This is a genomic window from uncultured Bifidobacterium sp. (genome assembly GCF_949292005.1).
Lineage (GTDB): Bacteria > Actinomycetota > Actinomycetes > Actinomycetales > Bifidobacteriaceae > Bifidobacterium.
Genome location: NZ_CASEXV010000079.1, coordinates 1 through 20,692, shown reverse-complemented (window position 1 = coordinate 20,692; position 20,692 = coordinate 1). Strand labels below are relative to the sequence as shown.

16 protein-coding genes are annotated in these 20,692 nt (G+C 60.2%); 6 read left to right on the top strand and 10 right to left on the bottom strand.

Going from position 1 to position 20,692, the window contains the following annotated elements; all coding sequences use genetic code 11:
* Window positions 1-21 precede the first annotated feature (21 nt).
* On the bottom strand, window positions 22-1,308 hold the full coding sequence (gene serS, locus Q1X90_RS06075) for a serine--tRNA ligase (RefSeq protein WP_300768071.1): 1,287 nt from the start codon (window positions 1,306-1,308) through the stop codon (window positions 22-24).
* 137 nt (window positions 1,309-1,445) lie between these two features.
* Here serS and Q1X90_RS06070 point away from each other — a divergent pair, with 137 nt between their 5' ends.
* A complete protein-coding gene (locus Q1X90_RS06070) occupies window positions 1,446-2,534 on the top strand; it encodes a diacylglycerol kinase family protein (protein ID WP_300768068.1) in 1,089 nt (362 codons plus the stop codon).
* Window positions 2,535-2,582: 48 nt separating this feature from the next.
* On the opposite strand, the gene Q1X90_RS06065 is transcribed toward Q1X90_RS06070, so the two are convergent.
* Window positions 2,583-3,431 carry a PRD domain-containing protein gene (locus Q1X90_RS06065; RefSeq protein WP_300768065.1) on the bottom strand — a complete coding sequence of 283 codons (849 nt, stop codon included), beginning with the start codon at window positions 3,429-3,431 and terminating at the stop codon, window positions 2,583-2,585.
* A gap of 32 nt (window positions 3,432-3,463) precedes the next feature.
* Complete coding sequence (locus tag Q1X90_RS06060; protein WP_300768063.1) at window positions 3,464-5,545, bottom strand: glucose PTS transporter subunit IIA; 2,082 nt, start codon at window positions 5,543-5,545, stop codon at window positions 3,464-3,466.
* A 266-nt stretch (window positions 5,546-5,811) separates the two neighbouring features.
* On the opposite strand from Q1X90_RS06060, the gene pgm reads away from it, so the two are divergent.
* The 3 genes from pgm (at window position 5,812) to rpiA (ending at window position 9,503) form a co-directional block, all read left to right on the top strand.
* Complete coding sequence (gene pgm, locus Q1X90_RS06055) at window positions 5,812-7,488, top strand: phosphoglucomutase (alpha-D-glucose-1,6-bisphosphate-dependent) (RefSeq protein WP_300768061.1); 1,677 nt, start codon at window positions 5,812-5,814, stop codon at window positions 7,486-7,488.
* A 215-nt stretch (window positions 7,489-7,703) separates the two neighbouring features.
* Entirely contained in the window at window positions 7,704-8,690 is a 987-nt protein-coding gene (locus Q1X90_RS06050) for a ribonuclease H (RefSeq protein WP_300768060.1), read from the top strand.
* Window positions 8,691-8,789: 99 nt separating this feature from the next.
* Window positions 8,790-9,503, top strand: coding sequence for a ribose-5-phosphate isomerase RpiA (gene rpiA / locus Q1X90_RS06045; protein WP_300768058.1), 714 nt, complete (start codon window positions 8,790-8,792; stop codon window positions 9,501-9,503).
* 396 nt (window positions 9,504-9,899) lie between these two features.
* On the opposite strand, the gene Q1X90_RS06040 is transcribed toward rpiA, so the two are convergent.
* The gene (locus Q1X90_RS06040) at window positions 9,900-9,989 is read right to left on the bottom strand and encodes an AURKAIP1/COX24 domain-containing protein (RefSeq protein WP_004268639.1); all 90 of its coding nucleotides are present in this window, start codon (window positions 9,987-9,989) and stop codon (window positions 9,900-9,902) included.
* A 110-nt stretch (window positions 9,990-10,099) separates the two neighbouring features.
* Window positions 10,100-10,744, bottom strand: a complete 645-nt coding sequence (locus Q1X90_RS06035) for a hypothetical protein (protein ID WP_300768056.1) — start codon at window positions 10,742-10,744, stop codon at window positions 10,100-10,102.
* A gap of 96 nt (window positions 10,745-10,840) precedes the next feature.
* Here Q1X90_RS06035 and radA point away from each other — a divergent pair, with 96 nt between their 5' ends.
* Window positions 10,841-12,241 (top strand): DNA repair protein RadA, encoded by a 1,401-nt coding sequence (radA, locus tag Q1X90_RS06030; RefSeq protein ID WP_300768054.1) that lies wholly within the window; start codon window positions 10,841-10,843, stop codon window positions 12,239-12,241.
* A gap of 1 nt (window position 12,242) precedes the next feature.
* Here radA and Q1X90_RS06025 read toward each other — a convergent pair whose 3' ends face one another.
* The 5 genes from Q1X90_RS06025 to nusA form a co-directional block, all read right to left on the bottom strand.
* Window positions 12,243-13,484: a riboflavin kinase gene (locus tag Q1X90_RS06025; protein ID WP_300768050.1), complete on the bottom strand. Its 1,242-nt coding sequence runs from the start codon at window positions 13,482-13,484 to the stop codon at window positions 12,243-12,245.
* Between the two features lie 34 nt (window positions 13,485-13,518).
* A complete protein-coding gene (gene truB, locus Q1X90_RS06020; RefSeq protein ID WP_300768048.1) occupies window positions 13,519-14,562 on the bottom strand; it encodes a tRNA pseudouridine(55) synthase TruB in 1,044 nt (347 codons plus the stop codon).
* Window positions 14,559-15,077, bottom strand: coding sequence for a 30S ribosome-binding factor RbfA (rbfA, locus tag Q1X90_RS06015; RefSeq protein WP_300768046.1), 519 nt, complete (start codon window positions 15,075-15,077; stop codon window positions 14,559-14,561). The genes truB and rbfA overlap by 4 nt, the downstream gene beginning before the upstream one ends.
* An 87-nt stretch (window positions 15,078-15,164) precedes the next feature.
* The gene (gene infB / locus Q1X90_RS06010) at window positions 15,165-18,008 is read right to left on the bottom strand and encodes a translation initiation factor IF-2 (protein WP_300768044.1); all 2,844 of its coding nucleotides are present in this window, start codon (window positions 18,006-18,008) and stop codon (window positions 15,165-15,167) included.
* A gap of 190 nt (window positions 18,009-18,198) precedes the next feature.
* The gene (gene nusA / locus Q1X90_RS06005; RefSeq protein WP_300768042.1) at window positions 18,199-19,269 is read right to left on the bottom strand and encodes a transcription termination factor NusA; all 1,071 of its coding nucleotides are present in this window, start codon (window positions 19,267-19,269) and stop codon (window positions 18,199-18,201) included.
* Window positions 19,270-19,534: 265 nt separating this feature from the next.
* Here nusA and Q1X90_RS06000 point away from each other — a divergent pair, with 265 nt between their 5' ends.
* A complete protein-coding gene (locus tag Q1X90_RS06000; RefSeq protein WP_300768039.1) occupies window positions 19,535-20,221 on the top strand; it encodes a hypothetical protein in 687 nt (228 codons plus the stop codon).
* The last annotated feature ends 471 nt before the right edge of the window (window positions 20,222-20,692 follow it).

The following is a 20,692-nucleotide window of genomic DNA, read 5'->3' as shown; positions in this document are numbered from 1 at the left end:
CAGATTCCGCGGGGATGGTCGTCAGGCCTCCCACGCCGTGGGCTCGATGACCTCGCGACCGCCCATATATGGCCTCATCGCCTGTGGTACCTCGATCGAACCATCCTTCTGCTGGTGGTTCTCCAGAATCGCCACCAGCCAACGCGTCGTGGCCAAGGTCCCGTTGAGGGTGGACACCGCCCGCGTCGACCCGTCCTCGGTGCGTTCGCGGATGTTCAGGCGTCGTGCCTGATATTCCGTGCAGTTGGATGTCGACGTGAGCTCACGGTACCGCCCTTGGGTGGGGACCCACGCCTCGCAGTCGAATTTCCGCGCGGCCGAGGATCCCAGATCTCCCGCGGCCGTGTCGATGATGCGGTAGGGCACTTCCACTTTGGCCAGCATCTTCTGCTCCATGCCCAGAAGCTGCTGGTGCATGTCCCTGGACTCCTCCTGACGGCAGTAGACGAACATCTCCACCTTGTCGAACTGATGGACGCGGATGATTCCCGCCGTGTCCTTGCCCGCAGCCCCGGCCTCGCGCCTGTAACAGCTCGACCATCCGCAGTACTTCAATGGACCGTTACCCAGATCGAGAATCTCGTTCTCGTGCATTCCCGCGAGCGCCACCTCGGAAGTGCCGACAAGATACTGCTCGTCGGGCTCGCGGAGACGGTAGATCTCGTCGGCATGCGAATTGAGGAATCCGGTTCCCGCCATGACCTCGGGACGAACCAGCGTCGGAGTGATGGCGAGCGTGAAACCGTTCTCCTCGGCCTGGTCAACAGCCATGGTCAGCATCGCGATCTGCAGGCGGGCCACTGCGCCGCGCAGGAAATAGAAGCGGGATCCCGACACCTTCACTCCGCGTCGCATGTCGATTCCGGCCACTCCCTCGCCCAAGGCGAGATGGTCCTTCGGCTCGAAGCCCTCCGATGCGAAATCCCTGATATCCCCGACCTTCTTCACCACGACGTAGTCGTCCTCGCCACCCTCAGGAGCCTCGGGTTCGACGACGTTTGACAGTTTCCACATGGCGGTCGTATATGCTTCCGCCGCCGCATCCGCGGAGGCCTTGTACTCGGCCACACGCGCCGACAGCTCCTTGGTCTGGGCGATCAGGGCCGCCTTCTGCTCTGGAGCGGCAGCGGCAACCTGCCGCCCAATCTCCTTCTGCTGTGAACGCGCGGACTCGAAGCTCTTCAGCGACGATCGACGCGTCTCGTCCGAACGGAGCACTTCGTCGACCAACTCGACGGACTCCCCCCGCTTCCTCTGTGATTCCCTGACGATATCGGCATGATCGCGTATGAACTGAATATCAAGCATGGTTTTAGCCTAATGCCGAAAGGCGACACTTTCGACACGGCTGTCTCCTGGAATACTCCGACCGGGCTTCGTGCAGAATTCGTCAATGTCATGCCGTACTCCGCATCCCACGCCGGCCCTGCAGGCACAATTGACGTATGTCTCAGACTCCAATCGTCATTCTCGTCCTGGTGCTCGCCACCATCGCGGCAATCGGGACGGTGGTCGGCATTCGGTTGTGGCAGAAGCGCAGGAGGATTCTTTCACTGCTGCGCCGACGTGGAGACAGCGTTCGGTACGCCTTCGTCATCAATCCATCCAAACCCGAGGCGAAGCAGAACCGGGAGCACATCGAGAGATACTGCGACGAGCATCATCTGGGACAGTTCATGATCATCGAAACGGAATTGGACAAGGACGGAGGGGTGTGCGCCCGCGAGGCATTGGCTCAAGGAGCCGACGTGGTCATCGCCGTGGGCGGGGACGGAACAGTGCGGACGGTGGCCAGCGCCATGTCCGGAACGGGACACGCGATGGGAATCGTGCCAACGGGAACCGGCAATCTCTTGGCACGGAATCTCGGCATACCTCTCGATAACGTCGACGCGGCTCTGACGGTCGCCACATCCCATGGATCGCGCAAAATCGATGTGGGACGCATAACTCTTCTCGATGGCGACGACGATCATGCGCACGCATTCCTCATTGTGGCGGGGATGGGATTCGACGCTTTAATGATCGACGACACCGACCCCGAGCTCAAGAAGAACATCAGTTGGCTTGCCTACTTTATTGGCGGAGTCAAAAACCTTTTTGCCCCCAAATATCATGGCCGCGTCACCATAGTGGGCGAGAACGGGGAGACGCACACCACCCATGATCTGACATTCCGCACATTGCTGGCCGGCAATTGCGGGGAGATCCCGATGTTCTCGCTCATGCCTGAGGCCTCATTCGACGATGGGCTTCTGGACTTCGAGATCATCGACACATCCGGCGGACTTCTTGGCTGGGCCAGCCTGTTCGGGGATGTCGTCCATCAGACGATCACGGGCAAGGCCGAGCAGAGCCCGCTCTCGACCAACTCCAGCATCGAGCAGGTCCAGGGAATCAGCGCGGAGATCGTCCTTGAAAAACCCGCGTTAGTGCAGGCCGACGGAGACATGATAGGCGAAAGCGGACATATTGGGATTTCCGTCGAACGCCAGTCGCTTATGGTGAGGGTCCCGGAAAACACGGCCGCATGACGACGATCCCGTCGACGATTGACGGTCGGGTTTCGTCTCAAGCTCGACTTAAGACGCCTCAGATGCGTCCGCGACGACTCTTGCTATGTGCAACGCGAGATAGCCGATCTCATCCTCGGTGAGGCTGGACCCCAGTCTCAGCTCGACGACCCTGGAGACACGGACCGCGCACCTCATCTGATCCGGATAGGACTCGCGTATGGAGTCGATGATCTTCTCCGGCCCCTTCTCCAGCTGTCTTCCCTGGTGGATGCGCACGAAAAGGTATCGAAGATGCGTGATGAATCTGGCGACGTTCACGCTCCGCTGGTCGAGGACGACATCGTAGGTCTGCTCGATGACGCTGAGCATCTGCTGTATGACGCCTGTCATCGTATAGGTGTACGAAAGATCGCCGGTCGAGAATCCGGCGTTAACCAGATGCAGCGCGAAGGCGACGGTCTCGGTCGTCGGCAGCGTGTCCTTCAGGGAAAGGTTCAGATCGTCCACGAGCTCCCGGGCTTTGTCGTACTCCTCCGGGTACAGCGCCCTGACCTCCGCCTCAAGCGGATATTCAATCGGCACGCCTCCGACGCTGACGCGCTTGAGTACTCCGGCGACGTGGTCTGCCAGCGCCACCACGAGGGTGGGGCTCTCCCGGGATTGCCGAGACAGACCGACCCTCGTCATGGACGTGGTCACCAGACGGATAAGCTCCGGTGGTATATCCGCTATATGCTCGGCGATATGGTCGGGATCGCGGCCGTCGGAGGGGAGGAATGTGCGGACGATCTTGGTGCTGTCCACCGTCTGCCCCGGCTTGGCATGATACCCAAGACCACGGCCCGTGAGGATCACCTCGCGTCCATCGTCCATTGCCAGAACAACGTTGTTGTTGAACACGCGAAGAATCTCCACGATGTCCTCTCCCCCGACCTTGGCCACGTCGGCTAGCGCGTCACGTCGAGAACAGGATCCCCTGCCTTGACGTCAATCCCCGTTCGGGGGACGACTCCACCAAGCGCGGCTGTGTTGAGCACTGTCATCAGCGTAGTCGTGCTGTACCCCGCTTTCTCAACCTTAGCAAAGTCGACGGTGGCCAACTTGTCTCCCACCCGTACGCGCTGGCCGTTCGACACCGCGACCGTGAATCCCTCGCCGTTCATCTTGACGGTGTCGATGCCGATGTGCACAAGAACTTCCACGCCGTCGTCGGTTTTGATTCCGAACGCGTGGCCCGTCTCGGCGACGGTCTGAAGGACTCCCGACACCGGGGCGACGACATCGGATCCGATGGGCCGTATCCCCACGCCCTCCCCCAAAGCGCGGGATGCGAACACCGCATCCCCCGCGTCGTCCAAGGAAATGACGTGACCGGCGATGGGTGCCTTCACCTCGGTAGTAGGCTCCGCGTCCGTTGAGGCCGCAGCTGGAGCGGCGGTTGACGAACCGGCGGCAGCGGCAGCAGGCTCGGACGATCCTCCCTCAGAAGCGGCGATGGCGGCCAGAGCCTCGGCCTTCTGCTCGGGCGTGCGGTAATCCAGCGCGACGATCAACGCCATCGACACGAAGAACGCGACCGCAATGGAAATGGCGTACACCCACATCTGGTTGAAGACGGGGATGGTGAGCAGGGACGTGAATGCGAACGCCGTAGTCGTCACTCCTTTGACGGTGGCTCCGGACGCTATAACCGAGGGGAACAGCCAGCCCATGACCGCGATGACCACGCCGCCGACGAAGCAGCCGATGAGCATACGCTTGTACACCAGCTTGTACCGCAGATGGATGCCGTAAAGGCTGGGCTCGGACACGCCGCCCAATAGTCCCGCCGCGAGCGCGCCCACGGAAATCTGGCGCATCTTCTCGTCATGCTCCTTGATGGAGATCGCCAGCACGCCGGCTGTGGCCCCGAAGCAGGCGAAGTTCCAAACGCCCATGGGGCCCTGGATGAAGTCGTATCCCAATGTCTGAATGTTCATCAGCATCAGCGCGTTCAATGGCCAATGGAGTCCAAGCGGTACAAGGAACGGGTAGAGCATGGGGATGAGAATCGCGAAGATGAACGGCGCGTGCGTGTTCATCCATGCCAGTCCAACGCCGATGCCATTACCTGCCCATACTCCGATGGGCCCAATGAGGAACGCGGTGAGCACTGTGACGATGATCATCGAAAGGAACGGAACGAACACCAGTTGCACGCTGTCGGGAATGATCTTCTCCAGACCGTGATAGACAAGTGCGAGAACCGCCACCATCAGCAACGGAACGAATACGTTACCGCTGTAGTCGTTGAGCTGCATGGGCAGCCCGAACACCTTTGTGGAGCACGAGCTGGTTCCCAGTATCGCGTTGGTGACGCAGCTGGTCACGCCCTTCCACTCCTTGACATCGGACAGACTGGTGAATTGCGGAGTCATGAGGGCGCCCATGATGGTGGCGCCGACCCACGGGTCAACCCGGAGCTTCTTGGATGCGTTGTAGGCGATCATGATCGGAAGGAAGTAGAACACGCCCTTCCATATCGCCTTGATGAACATCAGGCTGGTGTTCGCCTCGTCTCCGGTGATGACATTCACAGAGATCAGCAGGTTCACAAGTGCGATGATCAGCGAGGCACCCAGCAGGACACCCAGAATGGGACGGAAGGAATCGGACAGATACTCGAAGAAGGAGTCGAGCCAGCCCACATGGCCACGACCCTTGGCGCGAACCGCGGCCTTGACGTCGGCATTGGAACGGCCATCGTCGCCTGACGCCGCCGAGGGCGCCGTTCCCATTTTCTTCATCTGGGGCAATGCCATGATCTCGTCGTACATGGATGCGACAGCGCCGCCTATGACGACCTGATATCTGTTGCCTGACTGGGGTACGGCCCCTAACACCCCATCCATCGTCTCAAGACGATGCTGATCGACCTTCTGCGAGTCGGTCAACTCGAACCTCAGACGCGTGGCGCAGTGCGTGAGGCTTTTGATGTTCTGCGGTCCGCCGACCGCGGAGATAATCTCCGATGGCGTTGATTCGGACATCTCACTACCCTTTCTCCTAGAATCATGCCGGATTCACTCGGCTCCCTCGTCGCGCGGGCAATAAAAAAACCTGAGGCACGGCAATGCCTCAGGTTTTGCGTCCTTAACGAACTTGCAACCCTGCAAATAATGAATCCACCCTGATTGTAGCCATTACGGTCCGGATACACAAAACCTCCTCTTTCATTCATGCGATTCGCCCATGATGCGAATACAAATACACATATCGTCACATTCCTATCGCGGTCCCGTGGCACAATAAAGGCATGGTTGCAAATAACGCGGGACTTCCCGCCACCCCTGCTGATCTGATCAACGTGGACGAGGTCATAGGCAAGTACTACGACCTGGTTCCCGACCCCACCATCCCGGAGCAGCGTGTCATATTCGGCACCTCGGGACACCGCGGATCGTCGCTGAAAACCTCGTTCAACGAGGCCCACATCGTGGCCATCACCCAGGCAATCGCCGAATATCGGTCATCCCAAGGTGTGACGGGTCCTCTTTATCTTGGGCGAGACACCCACGCTCTGTCAGAGCCGGCGACCAAAACCGCCATCGAGGTGCTCGTGGCAAATGGCGTTCGAGTGCGAATCGACTCCCGCGACGACTTCGTCCCCACCCCTGTCGTGTCGCAGGCAATTCTGACCCACAACCGCGCCGCCGATGGATCCCAGCGCTTCTCAGGCGCTGATCTGGCCGATGGCATTGTGGTGACGCCGTCTCACAACCCGCCCACGGACGGCGGATTCAAATACGATCCGCCGACCGGCGGCCCGGCCCCCGCCGAGGCCACCAACGCGATAGCGGCCCGGGCGAACGAGCTCCTCGGCTCATTCACATCGATCAAACGCATCCCATACGAGAAGGCCATCGCATCCGAGCTGGTGGAGCGTTTCGACTACCGTGAGCATTATGTCGACGATCTGTCCAACGTCATCGACTTCGATATCATCAGATCCTCCGGAGTGCGTCTCGGCATCGACCCCCTGGGCGGAGCGTCGGTCAACTATTGGCCGTTGATGAATGAAAAATACGGCCTGTCCATCGACGTGGTCCGACCTCAGGTCGACCCCACATGGAGCTTCATGACCATCGACCATGATGGCAAGATCCGTATGGATCCAAGCTCTCCATACGCCATGAAAGGTCTTGTGGACTCCCTGAACTCGGGGGCCTGGGATAAGTACGACCTTGTGGGGGGAACCGATCCGGACGCCGACCGCCACGGCATCGTGTGCCCCAACTGGGGAGTCATGAACCCCAACCACTACATCGCCGTCTGCGTGGAATACCTTTTCGGGGGCAACCGTCCACAGTGGCCGGCCAAAGCGGGCATCGGAAAGACCCTCGTCTCGTCGAGCCTCATCGACCGCGTGGCGGCATCCATCGGCGCGCGTCTTGTGGAGGTTCCCGTGGGATTCAAATGGTTCGTCGACCCTCTGTTCTCCGGTGAGGTCGCGTTCGGCGGAGAGGAAAGCTCCGGAATGAGCTTCCTGCGCAAGGACGGCCATGTGTGGACGACGGACAAAGATGGCCTGATCCCCGATCTTCTCGCCGCCGAGATCACCGCTCGGACAGGCAAGAATCCGGCCCAGCTCCACCAGGATCAGGTCTCGCGCTTCGGAGAGAGCTGGTACCGCCGGATCGACACGCCGACCACGCTTGAGCAGAAGCAGAAATTCGCGCAGCTCACCGGCGACGACGTCAGTGCCACGCAGCTCGCCGGCGAGGACATCACCGCGAAGCTCACCGAGGCACCCGGAAACGGCGCAAAGATCGGCGGCCTCAAGGTGACGACACGGAACAACTGGTTCGCCGCCAGGCCTTCCGGAACCGAGAACATCTACAAGGTCTACGCCGAGTCCTTCGTCTCCCCCGATGCTCTGGACAAGGTTCTTGACGAGGCCACGCAGGTTGTCGACAAGGCGCTGTCCGACTGATCGGAACCTGAGCGGTCACCACGGGGCTGTCGCCCTTGTCGAATCCAACGCCGGCATTGTTTCCACGGAAGATGCCGGCGTTCCGTTATCGCTCGCGCAATGATTGCGGCATCACGATCGGCGATACCACGATGCGCGCGTCAATCCAGCAGACGAACGGCGCAGTGGTATCTTCGAGCCGCGCATCACGTCACCTCTAGAAATTGGAGACATCAGTGACCATCACCGTATCAACCGATGGATCGGCATTGGCCAATCCGCATGGTCCCATGGGATGGGCGTGGGCCGACCATCAGCGTTCAGAAAACGATTCCGGCCATAACCATCCCTCCAACCATGATGCCGGCGGCGCCACGAACGGCACCAACCAGATAGGGGAGCTCTGCGCCGTGCTGGAGGCGTTGCGGGCCCACCCTGGCAACGAACCCCTGATCATCGAAACGGACTCACAGTACGCGATCAACTGCTCGACCACATGGGTCAAAGGATGGAAGCGCAACGGATGGCGCAACAAGCAGGGGAAGCCCGTCAAAAACGACGCCCTCATCAAGGCCATCGACGCCGAGATTTCACGACGTCCGGGGACGGTCAGATTCACCTGGGTTAAAGGGCATGCCGGAAACGCAGGCAACGAGATGGTCGATGATCTGGCGCGCACCTTCGCCTCGGATTGCCGCGACGGCTCACGGGATGGTTATCTCCCCAAGGAGGGCTGGCAGGCGTTGATGTCCTCGGACTATGCGAAGGGACTGTCGATTCCCTCTGATGCCCGCATGCTGCTCGATGGATCGATTACCACACATGACTATCATCTGGGTCGAGTAGACGACACCGCGTCGGACCCCGAGGATCGGCCATCACCGAATCCTCCCGCAACCGAAAACGATGCGCGGGATGCCGGCATGACCGGTATCGCCGATACCACCGACACCGACAGCAACAACGACACGACTGACGTGGACGATCCAGCAGATATGTCCGATGTCGACGCATCGCATGACATGCCGTCGGCCGCGGAGCAATCGGCGAGATTAACGGTGTCCGGAAGGCTGCGTTTCTCTCCTCCGCCGCAGAGCAGTCCCAGCTTCGACGGCAGACCTCGGCGCATCCATGGAATCGTGCGAATCGACGGGCTTGTGCAGGGAGACGGCACGATGATCGTGGAGAACGAGCCCTTCGTCATCTCCGTCACCACGCCATGATCTGCCCTCCCCCTACCATAGAATGATTCCGTTCGATGTAATCGCACGTATCGCGGGAACGCCTACGCTTTCGGAACATCAAACCTACTAAGGAGAACGATGGACAAGGCACAGCAGGACGCTTTGAAGAAGGCCGCAGGAATCGAAGCGGCATCATTGGTCACCGACGGCATGGTGGCGGGATTGGGAACGGGGTCTACCGTTCGCTTCCTGGTCGATGAGCTCGGGAGAAGGGTGAAGGAGGAGGGGCTGTCGTTCACCGGAGTCACCACATCACGCCGCACCCAAGAGCAGGCCGAATTGTACGGCATTCGCATTGTCGACATCGACGATGTCGACCACATCGACGTGACGATCGACGGCGCAGATGAGGTCGACGCCAACTTCAACGGAATCAAAGGAGGTGGCGCGGCGCTGCTCTGGGAGAAGATCGTCGCCACCAATTCGAATCGCGTGGTCTGGATTGTCGACCAGTCCAAAGTCGTCGACACGATCGGGCGGTTCCCGCTTCCCGTCGAGGTGATTCCCTTCGGCGCCGGACACGTCATCCGGCGTTTCGAGACACGCGGATACAAGCCGACGCTCCGCAAGGACGCGAACGGGGTCGAAGTTCGGACCGACGAGAACAACTTCGTCGTCGATCTTCATCTTGGCCGAATCGACAAGCCCCAGGAACTCGCTGAGGACCTTATCACCACCGTTGGCGTGGTCGAGCATGGGCTGTTCCTGAACATGGTGGACACGGTCATAGTAGGAGATCCACAAGGACCCCGGACATTGGTGAACCCCTTCAAAAACAGCCAAAAGAAATAGGCGAGGCGGAAGAAGATAGGAGCCCCGGAACAATCCGCGGTGGCATCCGCACCGCCACATCCCCGTCATAAGGCATCGGCCAGCGACGGGGATACGTCTTTCGCAAACGCACACAACACGCCATCCATGGGACTGCCGGACTCGGGTCCGGGACTCCGGGAATGCGTACACCGCCAATGTCATACGGACGCATGCAAACAGCGGTGGCGTAAGCAAACAGCGGTAATGCGTAAGGCGGCATACACAAGAGGCGCGCCACCATGCCGGACCAATGCCGACACAGCAACGCACCTCTTATCCACGACGATTGACAAACAACCGCGCCTTACTTCATCATCCTCCGGTTCCGCGTCATCGCTTTACGCACGAGCATCCCTTGAGGACCGACCGTCACTACTACTTGCGCTGGTGACGGGTCTTACGCAGCAATTTGCGATGCTTCTTCTTGCTCATACGCTTGCGACGCTTCTTGATGACCGAACCCATCGGAAGCCTCCATTCCTATTCGAAAGACTGCAACTTGCCCAATAATACACGCGCACGGGGACTAGTGTGAATGGCGTTCCCCACGATAGACGGAACGTCTTGTCCGGAACCTACATCGGGAACTTCTGATAGAACCTCAGGACGGACGCCCTCAAACCCGTGACCTGGAACACGGCGGTGTCGTTCTGCCAGATGGCTATGGCCTGCTTCGAATCCGACGAATCCTGTTTGACCACATAGCTTCCCGTCGATGATCCGGAAACCTTAATCGATCCTTCCGCGATGGTCTTGCCCGTCTGCGCGGATGTCAGCGAGGTGTACTGCGACTTCGCGGAGTCGGACGTGGACCACTGGGCGACGATCATCGTGACGTTAAGGGAGTCCTTGCCCGTGGAATACGTCAACGTGTATTCCTCCAAAGGCGACGCCGACGTCCATGTCGCACTGGGCGAGGCTTCGGTCCGCGCATAGTTCAGCACGCTGTCCGGCATGGCCTTGAGAAGGCTTGTGGAGTCCGCGGGAAGGGCCGACGCGGAGATGGTGGGCGTCGACGCCTCCGTCGATGTGCTTTTCCCGGACGAGGATGACGCCGAAGCGGTCGAGGATGACGCACTCGACCCTGATCCGCCCAGAGCCCACCCGGGCCACACGAACGCGGATAGCACGGCAACGACAACCACCAAGGCGGCGATGGCCACCGCGACGGTCAATTTGGCATGGGAAGAGGATGCTCGAGTACTCGACATGGACCTCATTCTTGCACAATCACCTGACCTGCCGTGTGCAAACATCCATACGCATACGCGACAAGGAAAAAGCTTTGTCGCCAAAATCGTCTACCGTTTATCGGTATGGCCAAAACGACGCAGTTCCTGTGCTCAGAATGCGGGTGGAGCGGTCCGAAATGGTACGGACGGTGCCCCGAATGCGGCCAATGGGGAACCGTGGAGGAATTCCGGGAGGCGCCTCCCATCCCCGGCGCGTCACGCCGTGATTCCTCACGGCCGGGCACGGCGCGGGACATTGTCGCCCCAACCCCCATCACCGATGTCGACCTGCGGCAGTCGCTGCGCATACCCACAGGTTTCCATGAGTTCGACCGCGTTCTCGGCGGAGGAATCGTTCCCGGATCGGTAGTCCTTGTGGCAGGTGAACCGGGTATAGGGAAATCCACGCTTCTTCTGGAGACCGCCGCCACCATAGCGGCCAGAAATCCCGACTCCGCGGTTCTCTATGTGTCGGGCGAGGAATCATTGGCCCAGATTCGCATGAGGGCATCGCGTGTGGGCGCGGAGACCCCCAATCTGTTGCTCTCCTCGACGACGGACGTCTCGACGGCGTTGACCGTTCTCAGGACCACGCGCCCCATGCTTGCCATCATCGATTCGGTGCAGACGGTTTCCTCGTCGGACATCGACGGTGTCCCAGGCGGATCATCCCAGGTGCGGGCCGTCACTGGCGCCCTTGTCGAGGCAGCGAAGACGCTGGACTGTCCTCTTCTCCTCGTCGGGCATGTCACAAAGGATGGATCCGTCGCGGGGCCACGCACCTTGGAGCATCTGGTGGACGTCGTCTGCCAGTTCGAAGGCGAGTCGCAGACGGCACTTCGACTTCTTCGCGCGGTCAAGAACCGTTTCGGCCCCACCGATGAGGTTGGATGCTTCGACATGGCGGGAGAGGGAATCGCCGAAGTGACCGATCCCGCGGGGCTTTTCCTCTCCCCTTCAGACGTTCCCACCGACGGCGCGTGCGTGACCTTCACCATTGATGGGCACCGAAGCCTGCCCATCGAGATTCAGGCGCTGGTGACGTCATCCGTGCTTCCCACGCCGCGGCGCGCCACGAACGGGGTTGATCCCAATCGGATAGCCATGCTCACCGCGGTTCTGTACCGGCATGGCCGCGTCAATCTGTTGGATCGCGATCTCTATGTGTCCACAATCGCAGGGGGTGTCGCGAAGGAGCCCTCATGCGATCTCGCGATTATCGCCGCTCTCGCGAGCGCGGCATCAGGCAAGCCTCTGCGACGAACCACGTGCGCCATCGGAGAAATCTCGCTGACCGGTCAGGTCAGGCCGGTCCCGCGGCTGTCCCACCGCATCTCCGAAGCCTCCAGACTGGGATTCTCCACCGCCATCGTGCCCCGTGGCCGTGGAGGCTCCTCCGCAGGCGGAACCGACTCGTCGACGAGCATACGCCTTGTCGAGGTGTCCACACTCGGCGACGCCTTGGACGCGCTCGAACTACGGTAGATCAGACAGCCTGCCCCTTCGCGGAATCCTTCGCCGACGCATCGTGATCGGCCCGCGTGACCTCAAGTGTCTGCACAACGTTCCGTCGCATCTCCGCTATCAGATCATCCGAGGAGTCGAAACGGATCTGGGGTCGGAGATACTCGAGAAACTCGACCCTCACGCGGTGGTCGTAGAGGTCCACCCACTCATCCGTGATCGCGTACACCTCAAGAGCACGCGAATGGATCCCAGTCTTCTCGCTGTATGTCGGCTTCGTTCCGATCGATATGGCAGCGGGCCACCGGCGTTCGCCCATGCGTGTTCCGGAGCCTTGCGAGATGTCGTCCCCCTCCGCTCCATTCGCGTCACCGGCCGGTCCATAATCGATTATCCAGCCGGCATACACGCCATCGGCCGGAATATAGCCATCAACATCATCGGAAAGATTCGCGGTGGGGAATCCCAGAGTGCGTCCACGCCGCTCACCATGGACGATGGTGGATTCCACGCCATGCGCGGAACCAAGGATGTCGTTGGCCTCGCGGACCCTTCCCTGTGAAAGAAGGTACCGCACGTTCGTCGAGCTCCATACCCGGACCCTCCGAGCCTGGTGGATTTTGCTCCATGCTCTGAGCTCCGCCCTGGTCATACCCGCAGTGGGATCCCGGGGCTCTCCCGAGGATGTCCAACGCGGCTCCACCACATCGCGTGGGATCCGGACATACCCGGGACCACGATCATCCACGACATCCAGTTCGAACACCCCCGTGGATGCGGCGAGATCGGCTATCGACGCGACCGTTCCAGCACGGTTCGATCCCATAACCGCGTCCGAACCCAACACAAGCCGTCGCATTCCCAGACGCCCGACCATCTGTCCCAAAAAGAACACGTAGGACTTGGACGAGAACGCCACGGTGTATCTCACCACAAGGACATGATCGACGCCGTAGTCACGGAGGACCGCCAAGCGTTGATCCAATGAGGTGACCAGATCCCCATCCACGTATCCGACTTCCGGATCCCGTCCATCATGCGCCTTCGCATATGAATGGACAAACCCCGGACGAGGATCGAACATCACGACAATCGACAGGCATGACAACTCATGCGCCTTCTCCACCAAGCGCTTGACAACCGCCCGATGGCCACTATGCATTCCGTCGAAAACACCGACGGTGAGCACCGAGCGCCTATCGCGGCTGATCACCGGCCATTCGACATCGCCTTTGGAGTCCGGCTCCAGTCTGGTGACGATCATAATCCTCCCATTCCTTCGAATCCCGCTCAGGCCATCAGCCACGATCCGGGAAAACCACGGTCGGGCGTGACTCCCGCGCCCCGGACGGTTCGATGATTGCCACAAGGTCATCCACCGTATCGGATCCGGAACCACCTGTATGAATGGCGGCAGTCGATCCCCTCACGGCGATGTCGATGCGCTTGCCGTACCGCAACCGCTCAGCATCATCGGAACTTATCGACACGACCGGAAGAACCTTGCGCGCGGCATCGCTCATGCTTATGGCATGGCCGCGCACGGTCTCAGGATCGTCGAAGCGAGCCGACAAAACCGTTCTGCGCGAGCCATCCCTGCGAGTGATCGTACGTTCCACGGCACGCGCCCTCTCCGTGTGAGCGTCGGCGACATCGAACTCGCCGACGCTCACGCGTCGCAGCGCCGTCAAATGTCCCCCCACTGCCAGATCCTGGCCCATATCGCGCGCGATCGAGCGTATGTAGGTGCCGCTGGAGCACGTGATCCGAACGTCCACATCCAGAACGTCCACCGCGCTCGCGCCCTCCTCAAAACACGCGGTCGACCTTCGGCATCCTCCCACGTCGAAGCGATGAATGGTGACCGTCCGCGGTTCGATGGTGAAATCGGTGCCCTTTCTTGCCAGTTCATACGCATGACGTCCATCGATCCGCACGGCGGAATACCTGCTGGGAACCTGCTGAATCTCGCCGACATAGCTTCGGGACACCAGACCGATCAACTCGTCACGTGTGATGGTTTCCACATCACGCCGCGCTGGGCCAAGATCCATACGCTCGCCCTCGAGGTCATCCGTCGTGGTCGCCACACCAAGACGGATGGTGGCCTCATAGGTCTTCGCGGATCCGATGACGTAGCTGAGCAGACGTGTCGCCTTGCCGAAGCCCACAATCAGCAACCCCGTAGCCAGTGGGTCGAGCGTTCCTCCATGTCCCACTTGACGTGTTCCCATCACCGAGCGAAGGGCGGAAACGACATCATGACTGGTGACTCCTCGCGGCTTGTCAACCAGCACGATGCCCGATTCGAGTCCCGCCGATCCACCTTCCGCTCCGTTCATTCGTCGAAATCGTCCGTGTCGGAATCGTCGTCATCGTCGTCCACACCGTCCTGGCCGAAGCCGTCCTGATCATTATCGGGCTCATCGTCATGTCGATATGGATTGGACTCTCCCGCGTAGGAGGCCGTCGATCTGGTCTTCTCCAGCTCGGCGTCCCTATGTCTTGCAACCGACAGAATGTCCTCGATCTCGTGCGCCTCTTGCGGCACCTTGTCGTAGATGAACCTTAACTGTGGAGTCAGACGAAGTCCCGCCTTGGCTCCGACATGGGAGCGGAGCCGTCCAGCGGCCTGCCGCAACGCCTTCTGGGCGCGGTCACGTTCGCCACGCTCCTTGCCGTCGGTTCCCAGCTGGGTCCAATACACCTTCGCTATCTGCAGATCATTGGTCACGCGCACATCCGTGATCGTCACATTCGCAAGACGCTCGTCATGAAGATGAAACTCGACGGATTCCGCGATGACGCGCTTGATGAGAGCCGCGACTCTGGCGGCACGGGGATTGCTTCCGGCCATGTTGATGGACCTCCTCAGATAGAGTCCCCGGGCGACGGCAACAGCCGCCGTCCGGGGACATGACGCACGACGATGGACTCGCGGGCGCTACTGCTTGCGTTCGATCTGCTGCATCTCGAAGGTTTCGATGACATCCCCTATCTGGATGTCGTTGAAGCTTCCCAGATTGATCCCGGCCTCGAAGCCCTCCTTGACGGACTGCACATCATCCTTGAAACGACGAAGCGAGGAGATCTCGAGATCGTTGACCGTTGCCACACCGTTGCGCAGGATGCGGCACTTGGTTCCACGCCTGACCTCGCCATCCTGAACCATGACTCCGGCGATGTTCCCGAACTTGGAGGACCGGAAAATCTCCCGGATCTCGCTGTGCGAGGTGGTGACCTCCTCGTATTCCGGCTTGAGCATGCCTTTGAGCGAGGCCTCGATGTCCTCAATCGCCTTGTAGATGATCGAGTAGTACTTGATCTCGACGCCCTCCCTGTCGGCCAGATCGGCGACCTGACGGTTGGGGCGGACATTGAAGCCGATGATGACGGCCTTGTCCACGGTCGCAAGGTTGACATCGTTCTGGGTGATGGCACCGACACCGCGATGGATGACCTGGATTCCGACCTCGTCGGACACGTCGATCTTCATCAACGAGTCCTCCAACGCCTCCACGGATCCCGAGGAATCGCCCTTGATGACGATGTTGAGCATGTCGACCTCGGACTTGGCGAACTGCTCCTTCAGGCTTTCCAAAGACACAACCTTGCGGCGCTTTGCCAGCTGGGCTGCACGCTCGGTCGCCTGACGCTTCTCGGCGATCTGACGCGCGGTGCGGTCATCCGGGGCCACAAGGAAGAGGTCTCCCGCGGTGGGTACCGAGGTCAGACCAAGAACCTGGACCGGAGTGGATGGAGCGGCCTCCTTCATCTGACGACCGTTCTCATCAAGCATCGCACGGACACGTCCATAGGATGTTCCCGCCACGATCGCGTCTCCGACGTATAGGGTGCCCGACTGGACCAGAACCGTGGCAACCGCGCCGCGCCCCTTATCCAGACGCGCCTCGATCGTCGCTCCGCGGGCGTCCATGGAGGGATTCGCGCGGAGATCCAGATCGGCATCCGCGGTGAGAAGAACAGCCTCCAGCAACTTGTTCACGTTGGTGCCCAGCTTCGCGGAGATGTCGACGAACATGGTGTCGCCGCCGTACTCTTCGGGAACCAGACCGAATTCGGTGAGCTGTCCTCTGACCTTCTCGGGATTGGCTCCGGGAACATCGATCTTGTTCACCGCGACGACGATGGGCACATGCGCCGCCTGAGCGTGGTTAATCGCCTCAACCGTCTGGGGCATAACGCCATCGTCGGCCGCGACCACCAAAATGGCCACGTCGGTGAGCTCGGCTCCACGCGCCCTCATGGCCGTGAACGCCTCATGTCCAGGAGTGTCGAGGAAAGTGATCTTTCGCTTGTCGCCCTCCAGATTGACCGTCACCTGATAGGCGCCAATGCGCTGCGTGATGCCGCCGGCCTCACGCGAGACAACGTTCGTCTGGCGAATCGTGTCCAAAAGACGCGTTTTTCCATGGTCGACATGGCCCATGACGGTGACGACCGGAGGACGTGGACGAAGCTCGTCGTCGTTGTGTTCACGCTCATCATCAAGGTCGATGTCGAACTGCTGCAGCAGCTCCTTGTCCTCCTCCTCGGCGGACACGGTCTGGATGTTCCAGCCGATCTCCTGTCCAAGGATCTGGAAGGTTGCCTCATCCAGCGACTGGGTCGCGGTGGCCATCTCTCCCAAGTGGAAGAGGACGGTGACAAGGGCCGCGGGATTGACGTTGATCTTCTCCGCCAAATCGGACAATGTGGATCCCTGTCTCAGGCGTATGGTCTGCCCATTGCCTGAGGGAACCCTGACTCCGCCGATAACCGGGGCCTTGATCTCCTGGAACTCATGCCTTTTCTGAAGACGGTTCTTTCTCGACTTAGAGGATTTCCCTCCCTGCCGACCGAAAGCGCCTGCGGCACCGCCACGTCCACGGCCACGTGAAGGACCTCCTGTTGGGGTCGAGCCACCACTATTGCCTTGGAAGCCACTGCCTCCGAAACGTCCACCTGCGGAATGCCCCGCACCGGCGCTCTGACCACCTTGGCCAGGACGATGCTGCCCCCACTGACTGGGACGCGCACCTGTCGACCCTTGCCCTGGACGACCACGGAAACCGCCCCTTGATGCGCCATTACGACCCGGGCGTCCATGTCCGTTGTCCACCGTGGGTCTGGCCATGGGATGCGGCCTTGGAATATCACTCGGAGTCGGGGTATGCATCCCCTGCTTTCGACTGAAAGGATTATTGCCGGGGCGAGGCCCTGGCGCGGCATGCGGATGCTGAGTCGGCTTCTGGTCCGCTCCTCCATTGGGACGCGGCGAATGCGGGGTCGAGATATTCGCTCGGCCTCCATCGCGAGGCCCCTGCGAACGCGGATGCTGCGCACCACCATTGGGACGCGCGGCACGATCACGTTGGCCCTGCCGTCTGTCCGATGAATTTCCTGCGGATCCATGGGATGACGTTGCCCGTCCATGGGGATGCGCTGGACCGGGAACCGGAGCGGACATGGATGATGCCGTGTGGTGGGTGGCGGGACGCGGTGAATCACCGGCGCCGTCGTTCTGATGGGTGTTCTGATGGGCCGCTGTCGGTGACGGCGTGGGTCTGCCTGCTGTCGGCCGTGGTCTATTCGTCTGCGACGATGGCTTCTTTTCGGATGCCCCCGACGATTGCGTGAAAGATTCCTTGAGCCTGCGCACCACAGGCGCCTCCACCGTGGAGGACGCGGATTTGACGAACTCGCCCATGTCCTTAAGCTTCTCAAGGACCGTCTTGCTGTCCACGCCAAGATCTTTGGCCAGTTCATATACGCGCTGTTTTGCCACTCAGTGTTCTCCTTATTCCGTGGCCACGCGTACTGAATCCGCGCGGTCACTGTATGATGACGGCGAGCCTATCCTGTCTCATCGTGCGACCATGATTGCTTTACCTCGTTCCGTCCAACCGCGCGACTATTCGGACGCGCGTGATCGGTTGCCTTGACACAGCATACTCGTGATACTGGATTGAACAGAGTCAGTCCGTTTTGTCCGCCGATTCATCCTCCGACGAATCCGGATCGAGTGTGGCCTGCGCGGCCTTCGCCGCTCTTGCCTCCTCCGATTCGATACCAATCCGCCATCCTGTGAGTTTCGCGGCAAGCCGTGCGTTCTGTCCTTCCTTGCCGATGGCAAGAGACAACTGACTGTCATGGATGAATGCGACAGCGGTTTTGTTCTTCTCGCTGACGATATGCACCGACGTCGTCTGCGCCGGCGACAATGCCGCGGATATGAAGGACGCGGGATCGGTGGACCAATCGACGATATCGATCTTCTCAGAGCCGAGATTCTCCATGACGGCCCTCACTCGAGCGCCGCCTGGGCCAATCAAGGCGCCTTTGGGATTGACTCCCGTCGTGTTTGCCCGAACCGCAACTTTGGTCCTCGCCCCGGCCTCACGTGCGATCGCCATAATCGACACGGCCCCCGAAACAAGCTCGGGAACCTCCCTCTCGAACAGACGGCGTACAAGCTCCGGATGGGAACGAGACACGATGATCTCCGGTCCCCGAAGGCCCCTGGCGACATTCACCACATAAACGCGAATTCGCTCGCCATGGCGATAGCGCTCACCGGGGACCTGCTCCCGACGCGGCAGAATCGCCTCAACGTCTCCGACCGCGACGTGCACGTTCGTCGGATCCTTCACGTCCTGCTGGACGACACCCATGACCAGATTGCCTTTTTGCCCTGAGAACGCACCAAAAATACGCTCGTCCTCAGCCTGACGGAAAAGCTGGGAAATAACCTGCCGTGCGGTTGAAGCGGCCAGACGGCCAAAGTCGTGGGGGGTGTCATCATATTCCTCGCCAAGCACCGGAACCGGATGCGGATTCTCCTCCGTCGCATCGCCGGGTTTCTCATCCCTAGCCCAGATGGTGACCATACCCGCTCTCTCGTCAAGATCGACGCGAATATGCTTTGCGGTATGTCCAGATTTGGCATACGCCAACATCAGAGCTTCGGCAAGGGCATCATCAACGGCCTGGGCATCGATGCCCTGATCGGCCGCAACCTGATGAATTCCCTTCAAATCCAATTCCATGCCGCAAGCCCTCCTGTGAAGTTATCAACGGACGCGTGTCGCCCAAAAGTCACAATCAGGTCTATTGTAGGTGGCCATGCAGACACCGGACACACGGAGACTTCTTGACGGATGGCGTCGCGGTTCGGCGTTTCTTGCGGTATCGCTTGCCATGTCGATGACTATGGCGGCATGTTCAGCCCCACGCATCAGCATGGCACCATCATCTACATCGGTCGCATCACGCTGCGATGGACTTGTTTCGTCGGCCGCCAGAACAACATCGATGTCGCAGTCATCCAGGCTTCTCTTGGAGAAGGCTCTTCTGGCGCAAGCCGCCGTGACGTCCTGGATCACAGTGGCGCGGCAATGCCCCGCCCGGATTCCACAGTCCCTGATCAATTCCGTACGCGAGAGGATGATCGTGCAGACGGCCCAGCAATGGGGGTGGACCACGGACATAACTCCCTCCGTGGATGTCGACTCATTGTCGAAACTTCGTTTCGACGCCAAATCCCTGGCATCAATGGCTCTCGCCGAGGACAAAGCCGGATTTGCTCTTGAGGTTCTTGCCGCACGGGGCGGAGAGCACGCCTCACTCTCATCCAGCGACACACGACGAGCCACAGCGGCACGCCTGATGTCCGCGGCCACCGGATCGACAGATCTACGGCAGCAGGTATATGACGTCACTTCCCTTATTTCCAACCCAGACTCCACACAGGATCAGGCGACCGGCCTCCTCACGCCCACAGCCGCTGTTGTGGAGATGGACTGCGCGCGATCCATAACGAAGACGCTCGCCGCAACCGCAACCGCAACCGCAACATCGTCGTCAACCACAGCGACGAAGACCACGCGACGCTTAAGCAAGAACGCTTCCCTCTCCCTGCTCCTGACACTTGCCGAATATCACCTTTGGACAGCCATCCAATGGGGCTACCCGGCGTTCAACAGCGTCTTCCTGACATGACCTCATCTGTTCGACACATAAAAACCAACGGGACAACGGGACGTCAGAAGAACGTCATAGATAATGCGAACCTCGAGATCTAAGAATCTGGATGAATCGGGACGCGGGGTATCGGGAGTCAGCAGCACTTCACAATCTAAACGTCTTCACAATCTGAACATCATGAAGATGTGAATCTCTGCTGGCGGCGTGGTCATCGGCCATGGCAATCTGCCCGATGCTTGTAGAACCGATGCTTGTAGGAAAGATAGAGGCACTGCGCCAAAGATCAGGAAGCAGCCTAAACGAAAAGAATCACCGCGGGTTTTGGAGCCGTCGTTCCCGGCGTGCGTCCCGTCCGTGGGTCCGCCGGGACGCCGCGCCCGGATATGGAAGGACCCCGGGAGCCACACGGCTCGACCGGGGTCCGATCAGATGATGCGGCGGCGAGCTACTCTCCCACACCCTATCGAGTGCAGTACCATCGCCGTG

What these genes read in the sequence shown, in the direction of transcription:
- rbfA (WP_300768046.1), bottom strand. Translation starts at nt 15,077, where the DNA reads ATGGCCGGAAGCAATCCCCGTGCCGCCAGAGTCGCGGCTCTCATCAAG.
- serS (WP_300768071.1), bottom strand. Translation starts at nt 1,308, where the DNA reads ATGCTTGATATTCAGTTCATACGCGATCATGCCGATATCGTCAGGGAA.
- truB (WP_300768048.1), bottom strand. Translation starts at nt 14,562, where the DNA reads ATGAACGGAGCGGAAGGTGGATCGGCGGGACTCGAATCGGGCATCGTG.
- Q1X90_RS06000 (WP_300768039.1), top strand. Translation starts at nt 19,535, where the DNA reads ATGTCGCAGTCATCCAGGCTTCTCTTGGAGAAGGCTCTTCTGGCGCAA.
- Q1X90_RS06025 (WP_300768050.1), bottom strand. Translation starts at nt 13,484, where the DNA reads ATGATCGTCACCAGACTGGAGCCGGACTCCAAAGGCGATGTCGAATGG.
- radA (WP_300768054.1), top strand. Translation starts at nt 10,841, where the DNA reads ATGGCCAAAACGACGCAGTTCCTGTGCTCAGAATGCGGGTGGAGCGGT.
- Q1X90_RS06040 (WP_004268639.1), bottom strand. Translation starts at nt 9,989, where the DNA reads ATGGGTTCGGTCATCAAGAAGCGTCGCAAGCGTATGAGCAAGAAGAAG.
- nusA (WP_300768042.1), bottom strand. Translation starts at nt 19,269, where the DNA reads ATGGAATTGGATTTGAAGGGAATTCATCAGGTTGCGGCCGATCAGGGC.
- Q1X90_RS06060 (WP_300768063.1), bottom strand. Translation starts at nt 5,545, where the DNA reads ATGTCCGAATCAACGCCATCGGAGATTATCTCCGCGGTCGGCGGACCG.
- Q1X90_RS06070 (WP_300768068.1), top strand. Translation starts at nt 1,446, where the DNA reads ATGTCTCAGACTCCAATCGTCATTCTCGTCCTGGTGCTCGCCACCATC.
- pgm (WP_300768061.1), top strand. Translation starts at nt 5,812, where the DNA reads ATGGTTGCAAATAACGCGGGACTTCCCGCCACCCCTGCTGATCTGATC.
- Q1X90_RS06035 (WP_300768056.1), bottom strand. Translation starts at nt 10,744, where the DNA reads ATGAGGTCCATGTCGAGTACTCGAGCATCCTCTTCCCATGCCAAATTG.
- rpiA (WP_300768058.1), top strand. Translation starts at nt 8,790, where the DNA reads ATGGACAAGGCACAGCAGGACGCTTTGAAGAAGGCCGCAGGAATCGAA.